This window comes from Oleomonas cavernae (genome assembly GCF_003590945.1).
Classification (GTDB): Bacteria; Pseudomonadota; Alphaproteobacteria; order Zavarziniales; family Zavarziniaceae; genus Zavarzinia; species Zavarzinia cavernae.
The window spans coordinates 3,685,563-3,710,781 of sequence record NZ_QYUK01000011.1; the positions used below are offsets into that span (position 1 = coordinate 3,685,563).

Annotated in this window: 20 protein-coding genes and 1 pseudogene; 17 read left to right on the top strand and 4 right to left on the bottom strand. The window is 61.9% G+C overall.

Annotated features, from left to right (window positions below; all coding sequences use genetic code 11):
* Positions 1–27: 27 nt before the first annotated feature.
* From D3874_RS21760 to D3874_RS21770, 3 genes are all read left to right on the top strand, one after another.
* On the top strand, positions 28–465 hold the full coding sequence (locus tag D3874_RS21760) for a hypothetical protein (RefSeq protein ID WP_119780836.1): 438 nt from the start codon (positions 28–30) through the stop codon (positions 463–465).
* A gap of 258 nt (positions 466–723) precedes the next feature.
* Entirely contained in the window at positions 724–1,149 is a 426-nt protein-coding gene (locus D3874_RS21765; protein ID WP_147385777.1) for a hypothetical protein, read from the top strand.
* 270 nt (positions 1,150–1,419) lie between these two features.
* Positions 1,420–2,616 carry a tyrosine-type recombinase/integrase gene (locus tag D3874_RS21770; RefSeq protein WP_147385778.1) on the top strand — a complete coding sequence of 399 codons (1,197 nt, stop codon included), beginning with the start codon at positions 1,420–1,422 and terminating at the stop codon, positions 2,614–2,616.
* 578 nt (positions 2,617–3,194) lie between these two features.
* Here the strand turns inward: D3874_RS21770 and D3874_RS28720 are convergent.
* Positions 3,195–3,350 (bottom strand): hypothetical protein, encoded by a 156-nt coding sequence (locus D3874_RS28720; protein WP_158596150.1) that lies wholly within the window; start codon positions 3,348–3,350, stop codon positions 3,195–3,197.
* Positions 3,351–3,603: 253 nt separating this feature from the next.
* Positions 3,604–4,485 carry an acyl-CoA thioesterase gene (locus D3874_RS21780; protein WP_119780848.1) on the bottom strand — a complete coding sequence of 294 codons (882 nt, stop codon included), beginning with the start codon at positions 4,483–4,485 and terminating at the stop codon, positions 3,604–3,606.
* A 452-nt stretch (positions 4,486–4,937) separates the two neighbouring features.
* On the opposite strand from D3874_RS21780, the gene D3874_RS21785 reads away from it, so the two are divergent.
* Positions 4,938–5,894: a ketopantoate reductase family protein gene (locus D3874_RS21785; protein WP_158596151.1), complete on the top strand. Its 957-nt coding sequence runs from the start codon at positions 4,938–4,940 to the stop codon at positions 5,892–5,894.
* Positions 5,895–5,942: 48 nt separating this feature from the next.
* Here D3874_RS21785 and D3874_RS21790 read toward each other — a convergent pair whose 3' ends face one another.
* Positions 5,943–7,031: an AraC family transcriptional regulator gene (locus D3874_RS21790; protein ID WP_119780855.1), complete on the bottom strand. Its 1,089-nt coding sequence runs from the start codon at positions 7,029–7,031 to the stop codon at positions 5,943–5,945.
* Positions 7,032–7,101: 70 nt separating this feature from the next.
* On the opposite strand from D3874_RS21790, the gene D3874_RS21795 reads away from it, so the two are divergent.
* The 9 genes and pseudogenes from D3874_RS21795 (at position 7,102) to D3874_RS21835 (ending at position 18,094) form a co-directional block, all read left to right on the top strand.
* A complete protein-coding gene (locus tag D3874_RS21795) occupies positions 7,102–8,013 on the top strand; it encodes an acetoacetate decarboxylase family protein (RefSeq protein WP_119780858.1) in 912 nt (303 codons plus the stop codon).
* Positions 8,014–8,125: 112 nt separating this feature from the next.
* Entirely contained in the window at positions 8,126–9,421 is a 1,296-nt protein-coding gene (locus tag D3874_RS21800) for a DUF1302 domain-containing protein (protein WP_158596152.1), read from the top strand.
* Between the two features lie 17 nt (positions 9,422–9,438).
* Positions 9,439–10,368: a DUF1302 family protein gene (locus D3874_RS21805; RefSeq protein WP_158596153.1), complete on the top strand. Its 930-nt coding sequence runs from the start codon at positions 9,439–9,441 to the stop codon at positions 10,366–10,368.
* Between the two features lie 49 nt (positions 10,369–10,417).
* Complete coding sequence (locus D3874_RS21810; RefSeq protein ID WP_119780866.1) at positions 10,418–11,374, top strand: ketopantoate reductase family protein; 957 nt, start codon at positions 10,418–10,420, stop codon at positions 11,372–11,374.
* 67 nt (positions 11,375–11,441) lie between these two features.
* Positions 11,442–12,395: a ketopantoate reductase family protein gene (locus D3874_RS21815; protein WP_158596154.1), complete on the top strand. Its 954-nt coding sequence runs from the start codon at positions 11,442–11,444 to the stop codon at positions 12,393–12,395.
* Positions 12,396–12,532: 137 nt separating this feature from the next.
* Positions 12,533–13,359 (top strand): annotated as a pseudogene (locus D3874_RS30735) (SDR family NAD(P)-dependent oxidoreductase).
* 207 nt (positions 13,360–13,566) lie between these two features.
* On the top strand, positions 13,567–14,295 hold the full coding sequence (locus D3874_RS21825; protein ID WP_119780870.1) for a TetR/AcrR family transcriptional regulator: 729 nt from the start codon (positions 13,567–13,569) through the stop codon (positions 14,293–14,295).
* Positions 14,296–14,452: 157 nt separating this feature from the next.
* Positions 14,453–15,832, top strand: coding sequence for a DUF1329 domain-containing protein (locus D3874_RS21830; RefSeq protein WP_147385780.1), 1,380 nt, complete (start codon positions 14,453–14,455; stop codon positions 15,830–15,832).
* Positions 15,833–15,919: 87 nt separating this feature from the next.
* On the top strand, positions 15,920–18,094 hold the full coding sequence (locus D3874_RS21835) for a DUF1302 domain-containing protein (protein ID WP_158596155.1): 2,175 nt from the start codon (positions 15,920–15,922) through the stop codon (positions 18,092–18,094).
* Positions 18,095–18,207: 113 nt separating this feature from the next.
* Here D3874_RS21835 and D3874_RS21840 read toward each other — a convergent pair whose 3' ends face one another.
* On the bottom strand, positions 18,208–18,798 hold the full coding sequence (locus D3874_RS21840) for a TetR/AcrR family transcriptional regulator (RefSeq protein WP_147385782.1): 591 nt from the start codon (positions 18,796–18,798) through the stop codon (positions 18,208–18,210).
* 234 nt (positions 18,799–19,032) lie between these two features.
* Between D3874_RS21840 and D3874_RS21845 the strand changes: the two genes are divergently transcribed.
* The 4 genes from D3874_RS21845 to D3874_RS21860 all read left to right on the top strand — a co-directional run bounded on the left by D3874_RS21845 (position 19,033) and on the right by D3874_RS21860 (position 25,053).
* The gene (locus D3874_RS21845; RefSeq protein ID WP_199699196.1) at positions 19,033–20,046 is read left to right on the top strand and encodes an alpha/beta fold hydrolase; all 1,014 of its coding nucleotides are present in this window, start codon (positions 19,033–19,035) and stop codon (positions 20,044–20,046) included.
* Entirely contained in the window at positions 20,036–21,535 is a 1,500-nt protein-coding gene (locus tag D3874_RS21850) for a flavin-containing monooxygenase (protein WP_119780884.1), read from the top strand. Before D3874_RS21845 ends, D3874_RS21850 begins: the two co-directional genes overlap by 11 nt.
* Before the next feature lie 53 nt (positions 21,536–21,588).
* The gene (locus D3874_RS21855) at positions 21,589–23,346 is read left to right on the top strand and encodes a metal-dependent hydrolase (protein ID WP_119780887.1); all 1,758 of its coding nucleotides are present in this window, start codon (positions 21,589–21,591) and stop codon (positions 23,344–23,346) included.
* Between the two features lie 102 nt (positions 23,347–23,448).
* Positions 23,449–25,053 (top strand): MFS transporter, encoded by a 1,605-nt coding sequence (locus D3874_RS21860; protein ID WP_119780890.1) that lies wholly within the window; start codon positions 23,449–23,451, stop codon positions 25,051–25,053.
* Positions 25,054–25,219: the final 166 nt, after the last annotated feature.

Here is a 25,219-nt window from a genome sequence, read left to right on the forward strand (position 1 = left end):
CTTTCGCTTGCCCGAAAGGCTTATAGCATGTCGAAGAACCTGTTCCCCACCAGCCTCTACAACGACCCGGAGTTTATCATAACTTTAAAGGGTTACATCGAAGCCCTGCTACCCTTCAACGGCCCACCGATAAGGCTGGGCCGAGAGGATTATACGGTCCAAGCACTCCGCTGGCATCCCCGCGGCAGCGAGGTGATCCCCGCCGACCGGTTCCAATTGCTGCATGAGGTCGGATGCGTCATCGGCCATGAGGCTGCCATTTCCAACGGTGCCGTCAGGGACCGCTTCAGGAAGCTCATTCACCATTGTCCGCATATCGGAATCTACGCCGACGCCATCGATCGGCTCATCGATACCGGAAAACAGGAGAAGATCAGCGGCGACCTGATTCACAAAACTTACTGCCAACTCCGCCTGGAGCCCGCCTATCAGCCGACCATCAGCCCGTTTCTCCATATTGCGTAAAGGAAAACTTGTAACACGGCGAGGCCTCAATTTGCCCCGCCGTGACAAGCTAGGGCCAAACGGTGTTTCCGTGGCTGGGGCGGAGATCGGCGCTGCTGTATGAGGGCGGAACGTGTCGCCGCAAGGGCGGGCCTGGCTGGGCGTGCAAAAATATAAAACTGTGATTCAGCGACGATCGATCGGTCTTCGAGTGGCGGCGCATAATTCTGCCTCCATCTGGCTCTTACAGCCCAACGCGGGCTGAAAGGAGAGACGTTGATGGCCGATCGTAGACTCATTTCGCAAGAACAGCTGGATCAGATTCGAGTTGCCCTGCTCGAATTGGCGCAATCGCCGCCTGTCAGGTCATTCACGCTCAAAGAGGCGATGGTCAGCCTTGAGGACGAGCTCCGAGCGGCCAACGGCCACGGGCTGGGCGAGATCGCCGCGGTCTTTGCGGGTGCTGGCCTCTCGGGAAGCGAAGCTACTTTTCGCCGCTACATGCCGCGCGGTCGCCCGCCTGCTCCGGCCTCGGAGGCCGTCATCAGCAAGAAGAGGCAGCCCCGGAGCAAGCCCGCCGGCACACCGCAGGTGCCGCCAACCGCCGCCGTCGCGCAGCAGCGTGAGATGCCTATCGTGGCATTTCCCAACCAGACGTACCCGACGGCGCTGCCCGGTGAAGGCGACGGCGAGCCACCCTTCTGAGTGGATAAAAGCTGAGCGCGAGCCATTGCCTGCCCAGCGATAGATGGCCCTTGCCGTGTCAACCGATCTCTCGATGGACGAGGTGGCAACACTGCTTGGGAAATCGAAGAGGTGGCTGCAAAGCCGCCTCTCGGAGGATGCGCGCAGTGCCGTACGCCTGCAGTTCCATCATTATGTCGGAAGGACACCCAGGTGGTCTCAAGCGGAATACCAAAGCCTGCGAAGCGAGATCGTCCGCGCGGACACGGAAAAGCGGCGGAAGGTATCCACGTGGTCGAGCGCGATGGGCACTGGCACATTACAGGAACCCTCAGAATCGGCGACCGGACCCAGCGCATTCGACAGAGTACGGGCCTTCCAGCCATCAGCGCTCTGCGGGCGGATGCGGAAGCAGTTCGGTTTAAGCTCGAACGGCAGATGCGAGACGCGATCGTCCACGGAATCAAGCCCTCCTGCGAAGTCGCGGAAGCGGCCGATCGATACTTGAGGATGGAGCGAGACAAGCCCCTTGGATGGCGCGAAATCAACGTCATCAAGCAAGTCAATGAGGCGCTTGGTCGACGCACCTTCGAGCGGATCTCGGATGAGGAATGGTCAATGTTCGTTGACGCTACAAACGCCGGCAACTCGGCGGCCACGAAGCGGCGCTGGCTGAATTGCCTGTTGCCGTTTTTACGGTGGTGCGCGCACCCAAGCAGCGGCTGGCTGAAGCAGATGCCTGAGATCAAAAGGCCCCGGCTTCCGCGCAGGCGCAAGGAAGTTGCCCGGCGCCGGGTCGTGGATTTCCGACCCGATCTCATCGCGTTTCTCATCTCGCACGCTGCGCCACATTTGGCGGCCCAATTGTGGGTGGAATGGTCAACAGGCGCCCGGGTGTCCAGCATCTTGTTTGGCTGCCGTTTGTGTGACCTTTCGCTAACGCCAGGAAGGGAACAGATCGTATTCCTTGAAACAAAGAATGATGATTCTGTCGTCGCTTCTTTGCATCCGCGCGCTGTCAAAGCGATCAAGGAGTACCTTGATTATCGCGGAAATTTGTTCGATCGAGAGGGGCCACTTTTCCTGGATCACCAAAATCGCCCCTATAGCGACCGCACCCGCGCGGGGCGGATTTCCGGGTCAAATAAAACGGCGTTCCGCGCCATGCGAAGACGCGCGGTTCACGGCTTGATCAGGGAGGCGGTCTTGCTCAGGCGGGCGGGTGATGCGGCCGCCGCCGAAGCAAAAAAGGCAGACGCCCGTTTGTTGGCAAAAGTAACGCAGCACTGGTTTCGGCATGCCTTGGCGACAAACATGCTGAGCGCCGGCGCCGACTTGAAATCGATTATGGAGCAAGGTGGCTGGCGAGATGTGGAGTCCGTGCTAGCCTATGCGCACGGTGTCGAAAGTGTCCGGCGTCGACATGTCTTGAACTTGCCCGTGCCGCAAGAACGCAAAGCCAAATCAAGGAAGAAAATGCCGCCCTGACTGACCAAAGGTGCTCCCTTCGCCGCGCTGCACATTCATGAGCCAAAGCTCCCGGAAAGCGCCGCCGCGCAAATCGTCGACCAGCATCATCAGCATTGGATGATCGCTACCAGCTTGCCTTCCTCTAGATGTGAACCCCTCTCGCCAGGCTCTGTACCTCGACGGTTCGGCGACGGGTGGCCAATCGCGGCCTCGACATCGTCTGTGCCAACGCGGTTCATGCCGCGTCACCGCCAACCGGCGCGATGCGATAGACCCGGTCGCGATCCCCCCCTCAATTTCCGAGGTGGCGGTGGGGGCGAGCTTCTTCTTCAGCGCGCCGCTGACGAAGCCGCGAACCGAATGAGCCAGGCAGTAGCGGCGTTGATCTCCGTGATGGTGGCGCCTTCGGGATCCAGCTTAGTCCCCACGCGGATCGCCGCCGGGTTCGTCGCCGGAGGGGCAGGTGGTTCGGCGCTCTCCAAGGTCTGAGGTGGCTCGATACCAATCGCCTGCAGACCTGCGTTGGTGATCTTAAGGGTGGAACGCTGGCCATCATGCTCCTGCCGAGCCTCCTGGCCCCGCTCAGCAGGGTATTCCTAGACAAGCTTCTTGGCGGTCAGGCTCTTGAGTACCGGCGCCACGGCGCCGGCATTGAGCCTCAAGCTATCAGGCAAGGGCAGGACGGCGAGGTCGCTTCGGGCAGCGGCCGCGCCCAGGATGATGAGCTGGCGGTCGATTAAGTTGGTGGCCATGAGATCCTCCGGTGTTACGAGGCGGCGGTCGCCGCCCCTACCACCGCAACCCAGCCGTCACAGGGATCGTTGTGGGGATCAGAGTAACTAGAGGCACCTATTCGATCGATTGATCCGGCTCGCTCTGTATAAGCATGCATGCTTGCCTTCGACAGCAAGTGCAAGCATCAAGATTGACCACCAACTACCGAACTTTCTGTCGTTTGTTGTGATGAACCGTGAATTGTTTGAGGGGGCTCAGAATATGCGTGCGCTATTTATGCGTCCTCATCAGGCCTTCCTGGGCGACGCTGGCCACCAGGCGGCCGTCGCGGGCGAAGATCTGGCCGCGGTTGAAGCCGCGGGCATGGCCGGCCCAGGGGCTGTCGGTCGCGTAGAGCAGCCACTTGTCGGCGCGGAAATCCTCATGTAGCCATAAGGCATGATCCAGGCTCGCCGTCTGTATCGGCTGAGTCATCCAGATCCCTCCATGCGGCAAGGTGGAGGTGTGCAGCAGGATCATATCCGAGGCGAAGGCTAGCACGGCCCGGTGCAGGGCCGGGTCGTCAGCCAGCGGCGCAGCCGCGCGAAACCAACCGTGCAATCGCGGAAGCGTAGGGCCGGGTTTGGCCGGATGCACCATGCGGAACTCGACCGGCCATCGCCGTGTCATGATTTCCTTCATCCCGGGCCTCAGGCCGTCGCCATGTTTCGTCCAATAGTCTACCTCCGGCAACAGCTCTTCGGGCGGTGGTACCTCGGGCATTGCCGTCTGGTGCGCTATCCCGTCCTCCGGGACATGGAATGATGCCGCCAGATTCAGGATCGGTTTGCCGCGCTGAAGGGCCACCACCCGGCGAGTGGCAAAGCTGCGCCCGTCATAATCCCGCGTCACCTGATAGAGGATGGGATGCGCGGGGTCGCCTGCGCGCATGAAATAGGCATGGAGCGAATGGGCGACCCGGCCCTCCTCAACCGAGCGGGTGGCCGAAACCAGAGCCTGGGCGATGACCTGCCCACCGAACACCCGGCCTTGCATATTGGGATGGATGGCGCGGTCACCGCGATACAGGTCGGTATCGATTTCTTCGATGTCGAGCAGATGCACCATTCGCTCGACCAGTTGCTCGGGTGTCGCTCTGTACTCGCCGTCCATGCTCAACCCCCTGCCACCTGAACCAACAACGGCCTCCCTCTCATCCGAATTGGCGCCCGAAAGATTGGAGTGCTGGTCCGCAGTCTCAAGCACGGCAGCCACGGACACGATTCCTTCGGGGACGGTCGCTCGATCCTGTAGATCGAGGTCGATCGTTAAGGCGATCCGGCATCACGTCTGCCCTCAATATTCTGCTTACATTAATGTAAACTATCCGCGCATCCAGCCCTGTCAAGCGGCAATCGGAAATGCCATCCGCGCCAGATGGCACAGCAGGGTTGGCTGGGATGGAAAAACATGAAAGCCACCGGGCGGCGTAACCCGACCCTGCCGGGAGGCAACCCAATATTTAGTTGACATCAATGTCAACACAACCCACAATCCCAAAAAAGAGCATTCGTTGGAGCAAGCTCTTTTCCCGTGCCTGTTTAAATAATGGACGGACGACAGCCATGCAGATCCTGATCATCGGGGCGGGTGCCGTCGGTCAGGTCTATGCGCTCTATTTGTCGAAAGCCGGTAACGACATCAGCTTTTTCGTAAAGGAAAAGTATTCCAACGAATTAGGGGCCGGTCTCAGCCTGCATCGGCTGACCCGCAGTGGGCATGTCACCGAGCGGCTAGAGGGGTTTGGCATTGTCACCTCGCCGGCAGAGGTCGCCGCCCGCACTTGGGATCAGGTCTGGATTGCCATTCCGGGGGATGCCCTGCGGAGCGAGCTCGCCGGCCAGGTGCTCGAGGCTGTCGGCGGGGCAACCGTGATCATCCTGCAGCCCGACATCAACAACGACCAGCACGTGCGCAAGATCGTGCCCCCGGAGCAGATCGTTATCGGTGTGATCCCCTTTTTCAGCTTCCGATCCCCACTACCGGACAGCGACGGCCCGGAAGGGATGGCGTATTTCCTCTCACCGCTAAGATCGACGCTAATATCGGGGCCCGCTGCCCGCACCAAACCCGTGATTGCTGCCTTGCGCCGGGCAGGCCTGCGCGCAAAACAGGTGCGGGATGTTGCACGCGAAACAGCTGTTGGCCTGGCATTGGCCCAAACGATGGTCGCCGTGCTCGAATCCAACCGATGGGATTACACGGGACTGCCCGGGAGCCCGGCATTGCTGAACGGACTCGTCGCTGTGCGCGAGGCGATGGATGCCGTCGCGACTGAAACCGGCTTACCAGTAACCCCTTCTTTGAAGATCATGGCGACCTCGCTGGCATGGCGCTTGATAGTCGCGGCTTCAATCCACGCCTTGCCATTCAATATCGAAGCAGCTTTGCGATATCACTTCAGCAAAGTCGGCACACAGACGCGGATGCTGATCGACAGTTATGTCGCCCTGGGCAAAAAGCATGCCCTGCCAACCGCTGGGCTGGCTGCCCTGCGCCGCGCCCTGCCGGAGCATTCCTGACTGGCGATCCGATGGGAATGAGGAGGTTCCCCCATGGCATATCTTGGCCTAGCTGGTAGCTCCGCCGCGATGAACCGACGGCGTGTAACCTGTCCAGCGTTTGAAGGATTTACTGAAGCTCGAAACATCGGAATACCCCAGCATCTCTGCTATGTCGACAAAGGCCAGCGTGGTTTCGCCCACGAGCGCCAATGCCCGATCACGCCGCGCGTGGTCCAGCGCATCCCGATAGGTGAGGCCGAACTCTGACAGGCGGCGCTCCAATGTTCTCGTGCTCATGCCACAGGCGGCGGAAAGCTGCTCCAGCGTCGGTGCCCGAACCGAAGCCCGCAAATGTCGCATCACCATGCTGAGCAAGTCTTCGCCGATATCACGCTTGGTCAGGAATTCCTCGCAACGCGCGACGGACTCGCGGAATGCGGCCGGTGAATTACCGGACAGCGGCTCGTCCAAAATGTCCGCAGGAAAACATAGCTGTTGTGCCGGCCGATCGAAGCAGACCTCGAAGCCAGACAAGCCCGCAAAGCGCCAAGCGTAGTCAGCGACGGGAAGTGCACCGGAATCGAGTTCGATGCGCCCCGATGAGATGGGTTTTTCGCGCAGGCTGGCGAGAAGACGGGCGAAGGCGATCATCCAGGCATCGGTGTGAAGCCGGCCGGTATCGCCCAGCGGAACGACTCGCCGCATCACGACAACGGCCTCGGCCCCCTGTTGTGTCCAGGAAATAGACCAAGCCGGCCCCAGCAGCCGGTGATACCGCACGAGGCAGTCGAGCGCCGCACGCAGCGTAGGGGCGGCCAGCAATGCCATGCCCATTACCCCCAGATGGACCGGCCGCAGGCGCTCCCCATAGGTCAGTCCAAGCGTGGGATCATCCGCGGCGTACCAGACATTCTCGAAAATTCGCTGTGCCTGATCCAGGGAGAGCAGTCTGTCGTTGGTGCCGAGGTGGCTTGGCGCAAGGCCGGTACCGGCGAGACATGCGTTGGCTGGAATACCGCGCTCTTCGGCAATGCGAACAATGACATCGGCGAGGTAGACCGGAATGACCGGGGTCTGCCGCAAAATGGGCGGACGGCGAAATGGCGCGTGAGAACCACGAGTTTGGCGGGCCGCATCATGGTCATTTGCATTCATCGTGCAGACTATTCCAAGCCGAGCGGGGCCGCTCCAACTGACGCTATCATAAAGACGAGGGAGTGTGAAAATGCCTTACGACGAGAATTTCTTCGCCGAGGCTGACGCAAATACGACGCTGTGCCGTATCAGCGACGGGAGCGACGTAGAGATGCCGCTCAAGACCTATGAAGCGGAAGCCCTCTCGGCGGTCTTCACCGTCGACGTCGACGCCGCGCGCAAGCTGATCCCCGTGCAGGATCTCAAGCTCTGCAGGGTTAGCCCGGACAGGGCACTGGCGGCCCTCCAGTTCATGGACTACCGCGGGAAGAATATCGATCGGTATCAGGAAGTCGTGGTTCTGCTCTTTGTTCACAAGTCGCCACTGGTTGATATCGCACCGGTGTCCACGTTCTTCACGGAGAGCTTGCCCGGCATGGGCTATTTCATCGTTCACATCGGCGTCTCGGGGGACCAGGCGCGCCGCGTGGGGTGGGATATCCTCGGCTTCCCAAAATTTCTCGCCGAGATATCGGTGGTTGGCGATGAGCAGCAGGTATCCGGCAAAGCACACAAGGCCGGCAAGAGCATCTTCTCCCTCGATATTCAGAAGCCGCCTGGCTATGCCGATCAACGGCAGGACTTCTCCTGCTATACGATCGATCCGGACTCGAACCGCCTCTACACCATCCCCTACCAGTATTGGGCCAGCCGTGGTCTGGTGGAAGGTGCCTCATCGGCGACGCTGACGCTGGGCGATCATGAGATTGCAGACGAGATCAGGGCGCTGGGCCTTTCGGAGGAGGCACTGTTCGCTCAGCACGTGCCGAACTACGCCCTGATATCCAATTTTCCCTCCGAGCGTCGCAGCATTGGAGACTGGCGCGACACCCGCGGGGTCTACCGCGAGGTGGCGCTGGCCAAGGCCGGAAAACTGCGGGGACCGGCCGAATATGTAGTTCTGGACGCGCCCCTTCCTGTCGCCGCAGGCGCGGAAACCTAGTGGTTCCATTCATCGCGGCCGGCGCCCATTAATCTGTCGCGCCTGATGGCGGGAAACCGCGGACAAGCCAACGATGGCGAGGCGCCCGCCAAGGGCGCTGATGGGGACGCGAATGAAAGCGAATGGGTCTGTTGTGCAAGTGCGTGGCCGCGGGTTGCGCCTTTTCATTCTGCGTACCGGCGCAGTGTCCCTTGCCGCGCTGGCGCTCGGCGCGTCAGCCATGGCTTATGATTTCGAGGTGGGCGACGAACTGACCGGCTCGATCATCACGACGCTGTCGGTCGGAGTCCAAGTTCGCATGGCAGACCAGGATCCGCGCTTGGTTGCCTACTATAACGGGGGCAGCGCTACCACAGCCGACGCCGACGACAGTACGCTGAATTTCAACAAGTATGACGTCACCTCGCAGATTACGTCAATCGGCTCCGAACTGCGGCTGAAATGGCGAAGCTATTTCGCGACGGTGACCGGCACGGCCTTTTTCGATTCGATCGCCGCCAACAATGATCTGGCCGAAAATGGGCCTGTCACGCGGCCCTATCGCGGCCGCTATTCGCCGGAAGGCAAGGACAGGGCCGAATGGGATGCCGAATTCCGCGAATACTATGTGGGCGGCAATTTTGAGGCTTTCGATCGCAACCTCGTGGTCAAGGTAGGTAGCCAGATCGTCAACTGGGGCGAGGCACTGTTTACCCTGAACGGCATCTCGGTGATCAACAGCCTCGAGGTCAGCAAGATCCTCACCCCCGGAGCGGAATTCAAGGATGCGCTGATCCCGGTACCGATGGTCAAGGTTGACTACGACCTCGCCGAGGGCCTGGCCGCCGAAGCTTTCGTCACTTTCGGCTTCGAGCCCACACGGCTGCCGGCTTGCGGTTCATTCATGAGTTTCAGTGACAATTTCTGCGATGGCGTGACCGGCACCACGATCTTCACCGACTATGGCGACACCCGCGCGTACACGGTGGGGCGTGATAATGCCGGCGATTACAACAACCCTGCGCCGCCTTACGGCACCGGCCCGCAGGCGATCTCGGTCGGCATCCCCATCCACCAGCTGGACGAGCCGTCGACCAATGACTGGGGCGTATCGCTGCGCTACTTCTCGCCGGACCTGAACAATACGGAATTCCAATTCTACTACATGAAGTATCGCAGCCGCCTGCCGTCCGTCTATTTCCGATCGCCAGAGCATTTTGCCGAAGGTACCGGACAGGCAAGTTTCCTCCAGGCATCGCAGGGCCTGCTGGGCTCCGTCTTGGCGCAGCTGGGCCTGGAAGGCCAGCAACAGGTGATGCAGACACTGGAGGCCCTGGCCCCTTCCTTGGAGTCGACGGGCAACCTATTAACCGACCTCCTCAGTCCGGCGTTGACCCCGGTGATCTCCAGCCTCATCAGCCCCCGGTAGGTACGCTGCCGCGCAGCGTGGTACTCGAAAATCTGGATAACAGTGATTTCTATGGCTACTATCCGGACGATATCCAGATGCTGGGTATGGCATTCAACACCACGGAGAACTACACGGGCATCGCCATCAATGGCGAGGTCTCGTACAAGCATAATGTGCCAATTATCATCTCGGCGCCGATCTTCCTGGCCATGGCGCTGAATTGGGCGGGGGGTGTCCCGCTTGATCAGGGAACAGCGGGGGCCAAGCTTCCCATAGGGCCGTTGATGCTGAACAATTTTGGCTTGGCGCCATATTTGGACGCCCCGGGCGGCTACACTTTCGACGATCAGTTCATTCCAGGACGGGAACTCCGCGCCGACAAGCGCCACGATGTCTGGCAGGCGGCACTACGGTTCACCAAGATATTTGGTGGAACCAATATAGTTACGTCCCTGACGGGCGCCAACTCCGTCACGGCCCTGATTGAATTCGGCGGCATCCACGTCGATCTGGATGATAATATGCCCTATGCATCATTCGGGCAGAACGGCTTTTCGGGCTTCATGAGCCGTCCAATCAACCTGGCTGGCATCAGTCTCTCGCCCCCCATCGATCCCACGGTATTGGGCCCGCCCTTCGGCGCGACGGGGCGTCTGCCCACCAAATGGTCGGGCGGTGTTCAGGGGCTGTTCATTCTCGACTACCCCGACCTGATCGACGGCGTGAGACTGACGCCCACCTTCGCCTTCTCCACCGGCCTGTTCGGCATCACGCCGGCACCGCTGCCGGGCTTTACCAAGGGGATGACGTCCATCCTGGTTGGCTTGAGGGCCGATTTCAGCCAGCAGTTCTCAATCACTGCGAGCTACTTCAAGTCGTTCGGTGCCGGCGGCGGGCCGTCGGGTTCGCGCAACCCTTTCATCGACCGGGACTTCATCGGTCTCGCTGCGATCTATCAGTTCTGATGCCGCAAGCCATGCGCGCCGAGCCCCGTAAAATGCAAGGGAGTATCTCATGAAGATCTTGATCATCGGGGCCGGTGCCGTCGGTCAGGTCTACGCGCTCTATTTGTCGAAGGCCGGGCATGACATCAGCTTCTTCGTAAAGGAAAAATACACCAACGAATTGGGCGCCGGCCTTACCCTGCATCGGCTGACCCGCCGTGGCCACGTCACCGAGCGGCTGGAAGGATTTGGCATTGTCACCTCGCCGGCAGAGGTCGCCGCCCGCACCTGGGACCAGGTCTGGATTGCCATCTCAGGGGATGCGCTGCGGGGCGAACTCGCGGGCCAGGTGCTGGCGGCAGCCGGCGGGGCGACCGTGATCATCCTGCAACCCGACATCAACAACGACCAGCACGTGCGCAAGATCGTGCCCCCGGAGCAGATCGTGATGGGCGCGATTTCCTTCTTGAGTTTCCAGTCCCCCTTGCCCGGCAACGACGATCCCGAAGGGATGGCCTATTTCCTCGACCCCTTGCGATCGACGCTGATGGCCGGCCCCGACGCCCGCGCCGAACCGGCGGTCGCCGCGTTGCGCCAAGGGGGGCTGCGGGCCAAACGCGTGAGGGACATCGGGCGCGCAACGGCGGTTGGCCTGGCCCTGCTCCAAACCATGGTTGCCGTGCTTGAATCCAACGGGTGGGACTATGCCGGGCTGGCGGGCAGCCCGGCCATGAAGCGGGGCCGCGTCGCTGTGCGTGAGGCCATGGATGCTGTCGCGGCCGAAACAGGCTTGCCGGTACCGCTGCCCCTGAAACTGGCCGCGACGTCGATGGTGTGGCGCCTGCTGATCCCATTGTCTCGCCGCACCCTGCCGTTCGATGTCGAAGCGGCTTTGCGATATCACTTCAGCAAAGTCGGCGCGCAGACACGGATGCTGATCGACAGCTATGTCGACCTTGGCAACAAGCATGGCTTGCCGACAGCCGGGCTGGCCGCCCTTCGCCGTACCCTGCCGGAATATTCGTAAACCGCCTTCCCGTTGCGGAGTGGAGGGCTATGCCGCCCATCAATGCGCCAGTGCGGAGTGTCTCGACATGAAAATCCTGATCATCGGGGCTGGCGCCGTCGGCCAGGTCTATGCCCTCCACCTCTCTAAGGCGGGGCACGACGTCAGCTTCTTTGCAAAGAGGAAATACGCCGGAGAATTGCGTGCGGGCCTGACACTGCACAGACTCCGCCGCGGTGGCCACGCCACCGAGCGATTGCAGGGCTTCGGCATCGTCACCTCGCCAGAGGCCGTTGCGGCCGGCACCTGGGATCAAGTCTGGATCACGCTCTCTTCGGATGCCTTGCGCGGCGAACTCGCCGGCCAGGTGCTTGCCGCCGTCGGCATGGCGACCGTGATCACCCTGCAGCCGACGATGGCTGACGGGCAATTCGTGCATGGGATCGTGCCGCCCGCCCAGATCGTGCATGGCTCAGTGCCGTTCATCAGCTTCCAGTCGCCGCTGCCTGGTTGCGACGGGCCAAACGGCATGGCGTATTTCCTGCCGCCTCTAAGGCCGACGATGCTGGCGGGGCCTAGTGCACGTGTCGCGCCAGCGATTGCCGCGCTCCGCCGGGGCGGTTTGCGCGCGAGGCGCGTGCGGGACCTTGATCGCGCGGTCGCCGTGAACATCGCCATGGGCCAGGCGCTGATCCCGACACTCGAAGCCAACCAGTGGCGCCTTTCCGGGTTGTCGGGCACCCCCGCACTGGCGCACGGCCTTGCCGCCGCGCGGGAGGCGGTCGCGGCCGTCGCGGCCGAGACCGGGGCGTCGACGCTTTTCCTGAAGCCGCTGCTGACGCCTCTGGCTTGGCGCCTGCTGTTGCCGGTAGCGCCCTGCCTTGTGCCGTTCAATCTCGAAACCTTCCTGCGCTACCACTTCTCGAAGCTCGGGGCGCAAACACAGGTGGTGATCGACGGATACATTGATCTGAGCATCAAGCACAGCCTGCCGGCCGACGCGCTGGTGGCGCTGCGCCGCGCCCTGCCGCAGCCTTCGTAGACATCTTCCGATTCCCACCAATTTGCCTGCTTGCATCGCAACAAAGCCCCAAAAGTGAGCCGATAAGAAAATATAGTTGACACTGATGTAAGCTATACCCACGATGCGATCTGAAAAAGAAACATCCGGGGGCGGGCGTGCTGGAACTCAAAGGGCGGACGGCAGTCGTTACAGGTGCGGCCAGCGGCATCGGCCGGGCAATCGCGCAATCGCTGGCCCAGCGTGGCTGCCACCTCGCCTTGTTCGACATCAACGAAGGGCAGTTGCGGCAAACGGTCGAACTGCTGGGCGGATCGGGCGTTCGGGTTTCCACGCATAGGCTGGATGTCGCCGATCCGATCGCCGTCGCCGCGGCCCCCGCACAAGTGCTCGCACAGCATCCCGCCGTAGATGTTTTGGTTAACAATGCCGGCGTCTCCGTCTCGGGGACCTTCGATCGCGTATCGGAAGCCGATTTTGACTGGCTGTTCTCGATCAACTTCTGGGGGTCGTGCGCATGACCCGCGCGTTCCTGCCATTGTTGATGCAGCGCGACGAGGCGCGCCTCGTCAATATATCGAGTCTGTTTGGGCTCGTGGCACCACCCGGTGCCACGTCCTACGTCGCCAGCAAATTCGCCGTTCGCGGCTTTTCGGAATCGCTGCGCAACGAACTGCGCGGGAGCCCTGTTGGCGTGACGGTGGTTCATCCGGGCGGTGTTGCCACGTCGATCGCCGAGAATTCGCGTGTGCCCCGGGATGCTACCAATGCCGAGGTGGCAGAGCAGATCCAAATGAGCCGGAAACTGTTGACGATGCCGCCCGCCAAGGCCGGCGAAATCATCGTCAGCGGGATCGAGCGCAGACGGGCGCGCGTTCTCGTGGGCCGGGACGCAAAGATTATCTCGTTTATCGAGCGTCTTTTCCCGACGACCTATTGGAACCTCGCACAATTAGCTGCGGGCAAGAGAATACCAAGTCCCTGACGGACTGAAAATCGAACGCTAGTAATCTGTTGGGTTGTACGGCGCGGGCATTCAGCTCTCGCGCCGAGAGGTGTCTTATCGCCTGTTTCAAACAAAACAGAGAAGGTTACCTCCATGGCTGCCAGCCGAGTGACCAGGGCAAATCCTATAGGCGCGCCACGATCGCCTTGCGTTTTGAATGGCGATGGAAAAGCGGCAGCCCATCGCATGCGCAAGAAGCCGGTTCAGCAGCGCTCCAAGGCGACAACGATCGCGATCGTTGAAGCGGCGTCGATGATTCTACGCAAGGACGACCACATAGCGTTCACCACAAACGACATCGCCCGGCGCGCGGGCGTCAGCATCGGGTCGCTCTATCAGTTTTTTCCCAACAAGGAAGCCATCCTGACTGCCGTGATCGCATCATGGGTGGATGCCATCGCGAGCGAGATTGACGAGATACCGTCGGGGGGCGATGGCAGCGGCCCGCAGGAGGCAATCGGAAGTCTCGTCACAGCACTTTTCGATGTGGCTGAACGGCACGAGCGGGAGATCCATGTTGTGGCGAAGCACATCCAACTCGCCGCCGAAATTCCAGCGGTCAAGGCGCTGCCATCAAAACTGTTCGGCAAATTCGCGGCGATTCGAGGCCGGGACGCGGATGACCGGGGGCTTGCCGGAAACGGGCCGATCGATTTCGTACTCGCGTCGACAATCTTCTGGATCCTCATCAGGGCCGCCCTCAGCCGACAGCCGGAAACCGGCCACGACCGGTTCGATCAGGAGATTTCCGCGCTAATTGCTCGGGTCCTGCTCGACGGCGAGGAACCTTATGCATCCCCTGTGAAAGACCGGCCGCGGCCGCGAACGACCGCCTCCGACGTCGTGCCGCACAGCCTTCTCGCCAAGCACCACAACCGCGGGGCGGGCCGGCAGGCCGACACGACGACGAAGTAATTTATCAGATATCTATTTCGCGCTTATCGGGCACCACAGCGCCAATCACTTTGACAATAGCTGGCGAGAATCGCCTGAGGTACCGGGGGAGACAGTTAAGCGTAACACCATAGTTCCGAGTCCAATTCGACAATAAAAAAGTCAAGGGAGGGAGCGAATGAGGACGTTAGCAGCGGCGTTTGCCGGGCTGTTGGCCTTGGCTGTCGCGGGTGGGGCACAGGCAAAGGTTTCGCAGGCCGAGGCCGACCGGCTGGACAAGGACCTGACGCCCCTGGGCGGCATCCGCGCGGGCAACGCAGACGGCTCGATCCCGGCCTGGGACGGCGGCCTGACTGCGCCGCCGGCGAGTTACGTGCCGGGCAAGCACATGACCAACCCCTACCCGGACGACAAGCCGAAGTTCACCATCACCGGGGCCAATGCCGAACAGTACAAGGACAGACTGACGGCGGGCCAACAGGCCATGCTCAAGCTCTTCCCGAGCTACAAGCTGCCGGTCTATCAGACACGCCGCTCCTGCGCGCTGCCCGAGCGGGTCTACGAGGCCAACAAGAAGAATGCCGTCACGGCGACCATGACCGAGGACAACAACGGCCTGAACGATGCCCTGCTGGGCAGTCCCTTCCCGATCCCGAAGACCGGCGTCGAGGTGATCTGGAACCACCGGCTGCACTACCGCGGCTTCAAGTTCCGACGCTATTTCGCGGCCGCCCTGGTGGGACGCGACGGGAGCTACGAGCTGGTGCGGGGCAGGGACTTCGGCATTGTTCACTACTCCGGGCCTGGCCTCAGCGAGCAGGGCGATGTCACCGAGCTCAAGCAGATCAAGAATATCTTCGTCTCCTACCTCAACTTCATCACCTCGCCCCCACGGTCGGCGGGCACCATCGTGCTGGTGCTCGACACGATCAACGCCAAGGAATTGCCGCGCCAGGCCTGGATCTACAACCCGGGGACGCGCCGCGTCCTCAAGGCGCCGGATATCGCCTATGACAACCCGGCGCCGCAGACCGACGGCCTGGCCCCGATCGATACCTTCGACATGTATAACGGCGCGACCGACCGCTACACCTTCGATCTGAAGCCGATGCGCGAGATCTACATGGGTTACAACTCCTATGAATTGATCTCGGACAAGCACAAGTACAAGGAGCTGATGACTCCGAACCACCTGAACCAGGACTTAAACCGTTACGAGCTGCATCGTGCTTTCGTCGTCGATGCCAAGCTGAAGGAGGGCACGCGCCATGTCTATGGCCGTCGCACTTTCTATGTCGACGAGGACGGCTTCAACATCGCCCTGGTCGACGCCTACGACACCCGCGGCTCGCTGTGGCGCCTCCAGGACGGGCCGATCATCAATTACTACGACGTCCCCCTATGCTCCTCGGCCCTGGAGCTCGGCCACGACCTGCAGTCGGGAAAATACCTGGTGTTCGGCTTGAAGGCCGAGGAGAAGCCGAGCGAGAGCAAGCCCTCGGGCATCGACAATTCCATGTTCACGCCCGATGCCATCCGGCGGCTGGGATCGCAATAGATGACCAGGCGATCGGAATCCAGCAACACGACGATACGCTCGTTCCACCCTGGCCGGCGCCTTGCATCGTGCAGCGGTGCAGCTCTGTTGGCCGCCCTGCTGAGCGGAACAATCGCGTCCGCCTACGACTTCGAGTGGGGCGACGAAGTCACCGGCTCGATCATCACGTCGCTGTCGGTCGGCGTCCAGATGCGACTGTCCGACCGGGATCCGCGCACAATCGGCACCTTCAACGGCGGTGCATCGCCATCGGCTGACGTCGACGACGGCAACCTGAATTTCGACAAGTACGACATCACCTCGCAGACGACATCGATCAGCTCCGAACTTCGGCTGAAGTGGCGAAACTACTTCGCAACGGTCAGCGGCACGGCCTTCTTCGATTCGATCGCCGCCAACAACGACCTGGCGGTGAACGGCCCGCCGGAACGGCCCTATCGGGGCGAATATTCCCCCGAAGCCAAAGATGAGGCGATGTGGGACGCCGAATTCCGCGAGTACTACGCCGGCGGGAATTTCACCGTGTTCGACCGTAATCTGGCGGTCAAGGTGGGCAGCCAGATCCTGAATTGGGGCGAGGCATTCTTCACGCTCAATGGCATCTCGGTGATCAATGCCATCGATGTCGAGAAGATCCTCACCCCTGGCACCGAGCTCAAGGATGCGCTTCTGCCGGTGCCGATGGTAAAATTGGACTATGAGATTGCAGACGGCCTGTCGGCCGAAGCCTTCGTCACCTTTGGCTTCGAGCCCGTTCGCCTGCCCGCCTGCGGTGCCTTCCTGAGTTTCAGCGACAATGGCTGTCGTGGGGTGGTCGGCACCTCGCTGTTCACCGACTACGGCGACACCAGGTCCTATGTCGCGGGTCGCGACAATGCCGCCGACTACGACAACCCGCCGCCACCCTACGGCACGGGACCGCAGGCCGTTTCGTTCGGGATACCGCTGACCTTCGAAGACGACCCGGCAACCACCGACTGGGGGGTCTCCCTGCGCTACTACTGGGCCGAACTGAACAATACGGAATTCCAGTTCTACTACGCCAAGTATCGCAGCCGGCTGCCCTCCATCTACTTCAAAAGCCCCGAATCCTACGCTGAAGGAACCGGGCAGTTCGATCTTGTGCGCGGCATACCAGGTGTCATGGGAAGCCTGGTCAACGAGCTCGGGCCTGGCGCACAGCAACAGATCATCGGCGCGCTGAGTGCCCTGGCGCCCGCGGTCGACCTCACCGGCGATCTGCTTGCCGACCTCCTCAACCCGGCCCTCGGGCCGCTTACCGACGCGCTTATCGAGCCAAATCTGGGTACGTTGCCGCGCAGCCCCGTGCTCCAAAACTTGGATGGCAGCAGCATTCACGGCTATTACCCAAACGATCTGGAAATGTTCGGCCTCGCCTTCAGCGCCACCGAGAACTACACCGGCATCGCGATCAATGGGGAGATTTCGTACAAGCGCCAGGTCCCGATTGCCCTTGCGGCGGACTTCCTCATCGCCGCGTTGAACCAGATCGGCGGGGCCCCCTTCGACCAGGCAACCGCCAACGCGGGGCTGCCACTTACCCCCCTTGGCATTCCCGTCGTCAACATCAACAATATCGGCGCGGCTGCCTACGTGGAAAAACCCAGCCAGCCGTTCGACGAGCAGTTCACGCCCAATCGGGTCATCGCGGGCGACGAGCGTCACGATGTGTGGCAGGCCGCGTTGCGCTTCACCACAATCTTCGGCGGCACTGATTGGATTACAAGACTGACCGGCGCGACCCAGATCACCGGGCTGGTGGAGTTCGGCGCCCTCTATGTCGATCTGAACGACGGCACCGATTATGCCGCCACCGGACAACTGGGCACGACCGGGTTTTACAGCCGGCCTTTCAACGTGGGCGGCGTGACACTGCTCGAATCGATGGCGGTGGACTCTCTGGGCCCGCCGTTTGGGCCGACGTGGAAAGCGCCGACCAAATGGTCGGGCGGTGTGCAGGGCATTTTCCTGTTCGACTATCCCGACCTGATCGACGGTGTAAGGCTGACGCCCTCGATCGCTTTCTCGACCGGCCTCTACGGCATTACCCCGGCGCCGCTACCGGGCTTCACCAGCGGCCTGACATCGATACTGCTGGGCCTCAGGGCGGATTTTTCACAGCGGTTTTCCATCTCAGCCACCTACTTCAACTCCTTCGGCGCCGGCGGTGGCCTGGGCGGTTCGCGCAATACCCTGATCGACCGCGACTTCATCGGCATCAACGCGACCTATCAGTTCTGACGCCGCCGGTTGCCCGTGTCCGCCGTTCCCGGCGGCGCGGGCAGCGGCCTCCCCACTTGGCAGTCCGGGCGAAGCCCTAAGAACGTTTCAGGTGGCGGCGGCCTCGCGACACATCAGCGCACCGGCCCCCGCTTCTGCAATTGCTCCAGAAGCCAGACCGTGGTGTCCCGCATGTCCTTGGGGTCGGCCCCAATATTCTCGTTAAGGGTCGGCCCGACCAGGCTGTTGCCCAGGGCAACCATACAGACCAACCACACCATGGCTCGCGCACGCTTGCCCGCCGCCGTCCCGCCGACCGCCTGCTCCAGCACCGCGACCAGGTTGACCATGGCCTGCTCGAGTTCCGGATCGCGTTCCTCGGGTTTCGTGATCGCCCACCAGGTGATCAACGCGCCCAACCCGCCGTTGGTATAGGCGTCGAAAACCTCGTCCACGATTTCGCCGATTCCCGCGGTGCCGGCGGCGAAGCGCTCGAGCATTCCGGTCACGGAGCTGACGAGCTCCTTTACGATCGCGTATTGGATCTGGGCCTGGAAGGCGACAGCAGAACCGAAATGGTGAATGAGATTGGCATGGGTCATGCCCATCTCGGCGCCGACGGATTTCAAGGTCACGGCGCTCGGGCCACCGGCCAGCAGAAGGCGCCGCCCGATTTCAAGCGCCTCGGCACGCACCGACGTAGCTTTTCTGCGGCGGTCGACCACACGAGAAGATTCAGTTGACATCGATGTAAGCTAATCGCAAGGTGGGTTGAGAGCAAGGGTCGGGAGGCGGTTCCCGGCTGTCAATCTAGAGGATGGCTTGTCCCGTGTCACGGACAAGGACCGGCGGCGATCTGCCGCGCGGGCTGATGACTCATGAGTCGTCCCCGGATCGAAGATGTGCCGGCACCGCCATAGACCTCACAAATTCGCGTGTTCAGCGATGGAGGAAGAACAGTGGCAAATGGTCTGATCTGGCTTTCTGTCGCGGTGGCCTCCATGGCCCTTGCCGTGTGGGGAGTTTTGTTCCTCATAACCTTCCTGATCTCAAGGCATGTGAAAAAAACCATGCCCCCGCCGGGGAAGTTCATCGAGATCGATGGCCATGCCATACATTACACTGACGAGGGTCAGGGGCCGACGCTCCTGCTCATTCACGGGCTCGGCGGGCAGACCGGCAATTTCGCCTATCTGACGGACTACCTGAAGGCCGGATACCGCGTTGTCGCCCTCGACCGTCCTGGAAACGGCTACTCGACGAAGCCGGCGGGCGCCCCTTCCGGCATCGTCGAGCAAGCTCGAATCATCGCCAGATTTATTGCGGCACTGGACCTGGACCAGCCGGTGATCGTAGGCCATTCGCTGGGCGGTGCCGTTGCGCTGGCCATCGCGTTGAACCATTCGAAGCTCATCGCCGGCGCGGCTCTCCTCGCCCCGCTGACCCAGCACGAGACGGAGCCGCCGGAGGCATTCAAAGGGCTCATCATCCGCTCCCCCTGGCTGCGCAGGCTGGTTGCCTGGACCCTGGCCATCCCCAGTTCCATCCTGAACGGCAAGCGCATTGGCAGCATGGTATTCGCCCCCGATGCGATCCCCGCAGATTTCGTCGGCAAGACTCGCGGATTGCTCTCGCTGCGGCCGTCCGCCTTCTATGCCACCTCGAGCGACCTGGTGGCCGCGCCGGACGACTTGCCCGGCCTGGTAGCACGCTACGGTACCCTGTCGGTGCCTGTCGGTATCCTGTACGGCTCGAATGACCGGATCCTCGACGCTCTCGTCCATGGCAAGGCTACTGCGGCCATCATCCCTGGTGCGGTCTTCGAGATGGTGGCGGGCGCCGGCCACATGATCCCGGTGACGGCACCTGAGCGCTCGGCCGGCTTCATCAAGCACCTGGCCGAGGTGGCCCTCTCGACAGATCGCGTCACCCGCAACGCGCCCAAAATGGAGAACCAAAAACATGTCGCGTGAGCACTTTGACGTCCTCATCGTCGGCGCCGGGCTCTCGGGCGTCGGCGCGGCCTACCGGCTCCAAACCGAGTGTCCAGGCAAGAGTTACAAGATACTGGAAGGCCGGCCCTCGCTGGGCGGGACCTGGGATCTCTTCCGTTATCCGGGCATCCGCTCGGACTCGGACATGTATACGCTGGGCTATCCCTTCCGGCCGTGGAAGGAGGCCAAGGCGATCGCCGACGGCCCTTCGATCCTGAAGTATATCCGTGATACGGCCGAGGAATGCGGAATCGACCGCCATATCCGCTTCAGCCAGCGGGTCAAGTCGGCAGCCTGGTCCACCGAAGAGTCCCTGTGGCTGGTCGAGGTGGAAGGGCCGGAGGGCAAGCTCAGCTACACCTGCAGCTTCCTTTACCTGTGCAGCGGCTACTACAGCTACGCTGGCGGCAACATGCCTGCCTATGCAGGCGCCGAAACATTCAAGGGTTCCCTGATCCATCCGCAGGAGTGGCCCAAAGACCTCGACTATACTGGCAAGAACGTGGTGGTCATCGGCAGCGGCGCCACGGCGGTGACGCTGATCCCCGCAATGGCGCCCAGGGCGAAGCACGTGACGATGCTTCAGCGCTCCCCGACCTATGTGACGTCGATGCCATCGCAGGACCGGATGGCGGACCGTCTGCGCAACGCGCTGCCGGAGAAGTTCGCACACAATCTGCTGCGCTGGCGCAACGTACTGTTCGGCATTGCCTTCTATCAGCTGGCACGGCGCGCACCCAACTTCGCGAAGCGCGGCATCATGCGCCAGGTTATGGCCAATCTGCCCAAGGATTTCGACGTCAAGACCCACTTCGAGCCGAGCTATTCACCGTGGAGCCAGCGGGTCTGCCTGGTTCCCGACGGGGATCTGTTCGAGGCGATCAAGCAGGGTCAGGCATCCGTCGTCACCGATCACATCGACACGTTCGTCGAAGACGGCATCCGGCTGACCTCGGGCAAGATTATCCAGGCCGATATCGTCGTCAGCGCCACCGGTTTGAAGCTGATCCCCTGCGGCGGGATCCAGCTCAAGGTCGACGGTACCGCAATCGATCTCGGCAAGACCTTTGTCTACAAGGGCCTGATGCTGAGCGGCATTCCCAACATGGCCATGTGCCTGGGCTATACCAATGCCTCGTGGACCCTTCGTGCCGATCTGGCGTCGCTCTTCGTGTGCCGCCTGCTCAAGCACATGGGTCGCAACGGCTACCAGAAATGCGTGGCGGAATGTGACGACAACACCGTCGAGCCCCGCCCGCTGTTGGACTTGAAGTCCGGCTACGTCACGCGTGCCACCGCCTACATGCCCAAGCAAGGATCGAAGGCTCCCTGGTACCTGCGGCAGAACTTCATCCTCGACCTGATCACGATGAGATATCAGGGCATCAGGGACAAGGCGATCAGGTTTTCCCGCAAGCCGGTCAAGGTGGAACGCAGCGTGGGCGCGCAGAATGCCCGAGCCGCGTGAACCGGCGCAATGGCCTGACTTGGTGATGCACCTCCGCGCGAAGGAGATGAACGATGGCGTATGAAACCCACAAGAACGAGATCGTCACCCGCGACAATCTGGATTTTGGCATCGATGAATCGCTGCCGAAATACTGGTGGGGCGGAAACCCTTACAGGACCCGCCTGTTCGATGCGGTCCAGTGCACCTTCCCCGACGGCGAGCGCTATTTCATCAAGAGCGTGGTCGCCTTCCGGCAGAAGGTATCGGACCCGGTCCTCCTGGCCGATGTCCGCGCCTTCTCGCGGCAGGAGGGACAGCACGGCATCGCCCACCAGCAGTACAATGCCCTGGTCGAGGGGCGCGGCGTGCCGCTCACCAAGATCATCCAGCCGGCCATCGATCGCTTCAACCGCTTTTCGGCGCGGCTGTCACCCGAGTTCAACGTGGCGATCACAGCGGCGGCAGAACACTTCACGGCGATGATGGCCGAATGCTTCTTTGCCAAGAAGGCAACGATGGCGGAGGTCGAGCCGCACATGAAGGCCATGCTCGCCTGGCACGCGATCGAGGAGATGGAGCATCGCGCCGTCGCCTTTGACGTCATGAAGAAGATTGCCAAGGTCGGCTACTTCAAGCGCGTCTGGGCACTCATCTATCTGCAGGGTGGGATGTACGAGGTCATGGTCCGGATGCCGCACGCGATGCTGAAGGCAGATGGCTTTACCCGCCTGCAGCGCTGGAGGATGCAGATCAGGAACATCCCCTGGCTCCTCCGCCTGTTCGGGCCACTCAACCGCAAAGCGCTTTCCTATTTCAAGCCCGGGTTCCACCCGCTCAAAAGTCCCCGATGCACAACTACCCGCATTGGCTGGCGGCCTATGAGCAGACCGGGAATCCACACATGGCGGCACAGGCCCTGGTCGCCGCGTCCTACTAGAACGCAGAAACGAAGGAGAGAAACGATGGTGCCCAAATCCTACAAGAATGAAATCGTCGCGCGCGACAACCTCGATTTCGGCGTGGACGAAACGATGCCGAGGTTCTGGTGGGGCGGAAGTCCCTACCGGACCCGCCTGTTCGACGCGACCCAGGCCACCTTCCCGGAAGGCGAGCGCTACTTCATCAAGAGCGTGGTCGCGTTCAGGCAAAAGATTACCGATGAGGCTCTTCTGGCGGATGTCCGGTCCTTCTCGCGGCAAGAGGGGCAGCATGGCATCGCCCACGAGAAGTATAACGCCCTGATGGAAAACCAGGGGATTCCCCTCGGCAAGATCATGCAGCGAATCATGAAACGGCTCAGGTACCGCTCCGAACACTTTTCGCCAGAGTTCAACGTGGCGATTACCGCGTCGGCCGAGCATTTCACGGCGATGATGGCCGAGTGCTTCTTTGCCAAGAAATGGGTCATGGCCGATGTCGACCCTCGCATGCGGGCGATGCTCGCCTGGCACGCGATCGAAGAGATGGAACATCGTGCGGTGGCCTTCGATGTCATGAAGAAGGTCGCCAAGGTCGGCTACTTCAAGCGCATCGCGGCATTACTCTATGGGCAATTGGACATGTACGAAGTAATGTTCCGCATTCCCCATGAGATGCTGAAGGCGGATGGCTTTACCCGTCTGCAGCGCTGGGGCATGCAGATCAGCAATATCCCCTGGCTCATCAAGATGTTCGGGCCCCTCAACCGCAAGGTGCTTTCCTACTTCAAGCCGGGATTCCATCCGCTCAAGAGCCCTCCGATGCACAACTATCCCAAGTGGCTGGCCGCCTATCAGCGCAGTGGGAATCCACACGAGGCGGCCGAGGCCCTGGTCGCAGCGTCGCTCTAGGCTACGGCCTCCGGCGCAGGCGCGTCGAAGAGTTCGATGCGCCTGTCCGGCCTGGCCGCGCTGCCAACCCGTTTCCAACCGCTTGTCAGGTGAGTAAGGCGCATGCCGCAGGATCTCCCCAACCCGGCCGGTGCGGCCGCGGCGATCGACGACAATCGCATCGCGCCGGAAAAATGGCTGGTACTGGGCGCCATCTTCCTGGCCGCGGTGATGATGCCATTGAGCGCCATCGCGCCCGTGGTCGCCCTGCCGGCCATCGGGGCTGAGCTGGGCGGCGGCGCGTTCGCCATCAACTGGATCGTCAACGGCGCCTTCCTGGCCTTCGGCAGCGCCGTGATGGCGGCAGGTGCGCTGGCCGACCTGTTCGGACGCAAGCGCCTGTTCACCCTGGGGCTCTGCACCTATTCGCTGCTCTCGCTGGTGGTTGCCGCCTCGCCCACCATCCTGGTACTCGATGTCGCCCGCACGTTGCAGGCGGCGGCGGCCGCCCTGGCCATGATCGCAGGCTTCGCCGCCCTGGCGCAGGAATTCGAGGGGGCTGCGCGCACCAGGGCCTTCAGCATTCTGGGCACCGGCTTTGGCATCGGCATCGCTTTCGGGCCGATCATCGGCGGCGCCCTGGTCGGCAGCCTGGGCTGGCGCGCAATCTTCGTGATGGCCGCGGTGCTCAGCCTGGGCGTGCTGCTGGTCAGCGCCCCCAGGCTGCGGGAGTCGCGTGATCCAGACGCCAGGCGCTTCGATGCCTGGGGTGTCGTCACCTTCACCCTGACCCTGGCTCTGCTCACCTTGGGCATCATGCAGGGACCGCAGAGCGGCTGGGACAGCCTGCCCGTGCTCGCACTCTTCGCCGGCTTCGGTGTCATGCTGGCGGTCTTCCTGGCGGTCGAACGGGCACAGGTCCGGCCCATGCTGGACGTAACCCTGTTCACCTATCCCCGCTTCCTCGCGGTGCTGTCGCTGCCGGTCGCCGTCGCCTATTCCTTTATTGTCGTGCTGTTCGTCCTTCCCGCCCGGCTTGTAGGAGTCGAAGGCATGTTGGCGGCGGAGGTTGGCCTGCTGATGCTCCCCCTCAGCGGTCCCATCACCATCATCCCCTTCCTGGGTGCCTTGCTGACGAAATGGGTGCCGCCGGGCCTGCTTTCGGGCATGGGCCTGATCATCGGGGCGGGCGGCCTCGTGCTCCTGGCCCTCGTCGAACCAGGGGCGGGGGCACTGGCTTTTGTGCTTCCCCTGCTGATGATCGGCGTAGGCGCGGCAATTCCCTGGGGCCTGATGGACGATCTCGCCGTCAGCGTCGTGCCCACGGAACGGGCGGGCATGGCGGTTGGCATCTTTGCCACCGCCCGGGTCGCGGGGGAGAGCATTGCCATTGCCGTCACCGGCGCCATTCTGCTGGGCTTCACCCAGGCTGGTTTGCGGGACGCAGCGCCGGGAGCCTTGTCGCCCGAGGCGGTCGTCGCCGCTGCCAACGGCATGGTTGGCGGCAGGATCGCCGAGGCTGCGCTGGCCGCGCCGGCGCTGGACGGCAGCGTGCTGACCCGACTCTATGGCAACGCCTTCTCCGCCGCGATGCTGGTGCTTGCCCTCATCACCTTTGCCGCGGCGCTGGCTGCGATTGGCTTCGTCCGACGCCACGAGGTGAAAGGAATGGAGCCCCCGCCGGTGACTGAGAGCAAGCTGGCCTTGTGCGAGGCAGAAAGCCTGTAATTCGCTTGCCCTGGGAGAAAGCAGCCGATGCCGGCTTCACTCTATGACCTCAGTGTTGGCGCTTACTTGCAGACCTTGGTGTCAATCGGCAGGCAAAGTTGACCCCAGGGGTCAATGTTCCACGCCGAATAACAAAATGCCATCAAGCAAGCAGAGTTGATAAGGG

Coding starts and splice junctions, on each gene's coding strand:
- D3874_RS21830 (WP_147385780.1), top strand. CDS start 14,453: ATGAGGACGTTAGCAGCGGCGTTTGCCGGGCTGTTGGCCTTGGCTGTC.
- D3874_RS21790 (WP_119780855.1), bottom strand. CDS start 7,031: ATGAATGCAAATGACCATGATGCGGCCCGCCAAACTCGTGGTTCTCAC.
- D3874_RS21765 (WP_147385777.1), top strand. CDS start 724: ATGGCCGATCGTAGACTCATTTCGCAAGAACAGCTGGATCAGATTCGA.
- D3874_RS21780 (WP_119780848.1), bottom strand. CDS start 4,485: ATGGACGGCGAGTACAGAGCGACACCCGAGCAACTGGTCGAGCGAATG.
- D3874_RS21785 (WP_158596151.1), top strand. CDS start 4,938: ATGCAGATCCTGATCATCGGGGCGGGTGCCGTCGGTCAGGTCTATGCG.
- D3874_RS21850 (WP_119780884.1), top strand. CDS start 20,036: ATGTCGCGTGAGCACTTTGACGTCCTCATCGTCGGCGCCGGGCTCTCG.
- D3874_RS21760 (WP_119780836.1), top strand. CDS start 28: ATGTCGAAGAACCTGTTCCCCACCAGCCTCTACAACGACCCGGAGTTT.
- D3874_RS21795 (WP_119780858.1), top strand. CDS start 7,102: ATGCCTTACGACGAGAATTTCTTCGCCGAGGCTGACGCAAATACGACG.
- D3874_RS21825 (WP_119780870.1), top strand. CDS start 13,567: ATGCGCAAGAAGCCGGTTCAGCAGCGCTCCAAGGCGACAACGATCGCG.
- D3874_RS21815 (WP_158596154.1), top strand. CDS start 11,442: ATGAAAATCCTGATCATCGGGGCTGGCGCCGTCGGCCAGGTCTATGCC.
- D3874_RS21860 (WP_119780890.1), top strand. CDS start 23,449: ATGCCGCAGGATCTCCCCAACCCGGCCGGTGCGGCCGCGGCGATCGAC.
- D3874_RS21855 (WP_119780887.1), top strand. CDS start 21,589: ATGGCGTATGAAACCCACAAGAACGAGATCGTCACCCGCGACAATCTG.
- D3874_RS28720 (WP_158596150.1), bottom strand. CDS start 3,350: ATGGCCACCAACTTAATCGACCGCCAGCTCATCATCCTGGGCGCGGCC.
- D3874_RS21810 (WP_119780866.1), top strand. CDS start 10,418: ATGAAGATCTTGATCATCGGGGCCGGTGCCGTCGGTCAGGTCTACGCG.
- D3874_RS21800 (WP_158596152.1), top strand. CDS start 8,126: ATGAAAGCGAATGGGTCTGTTGTGCAAGTGCGTGGCCGCGGGTTGCGC.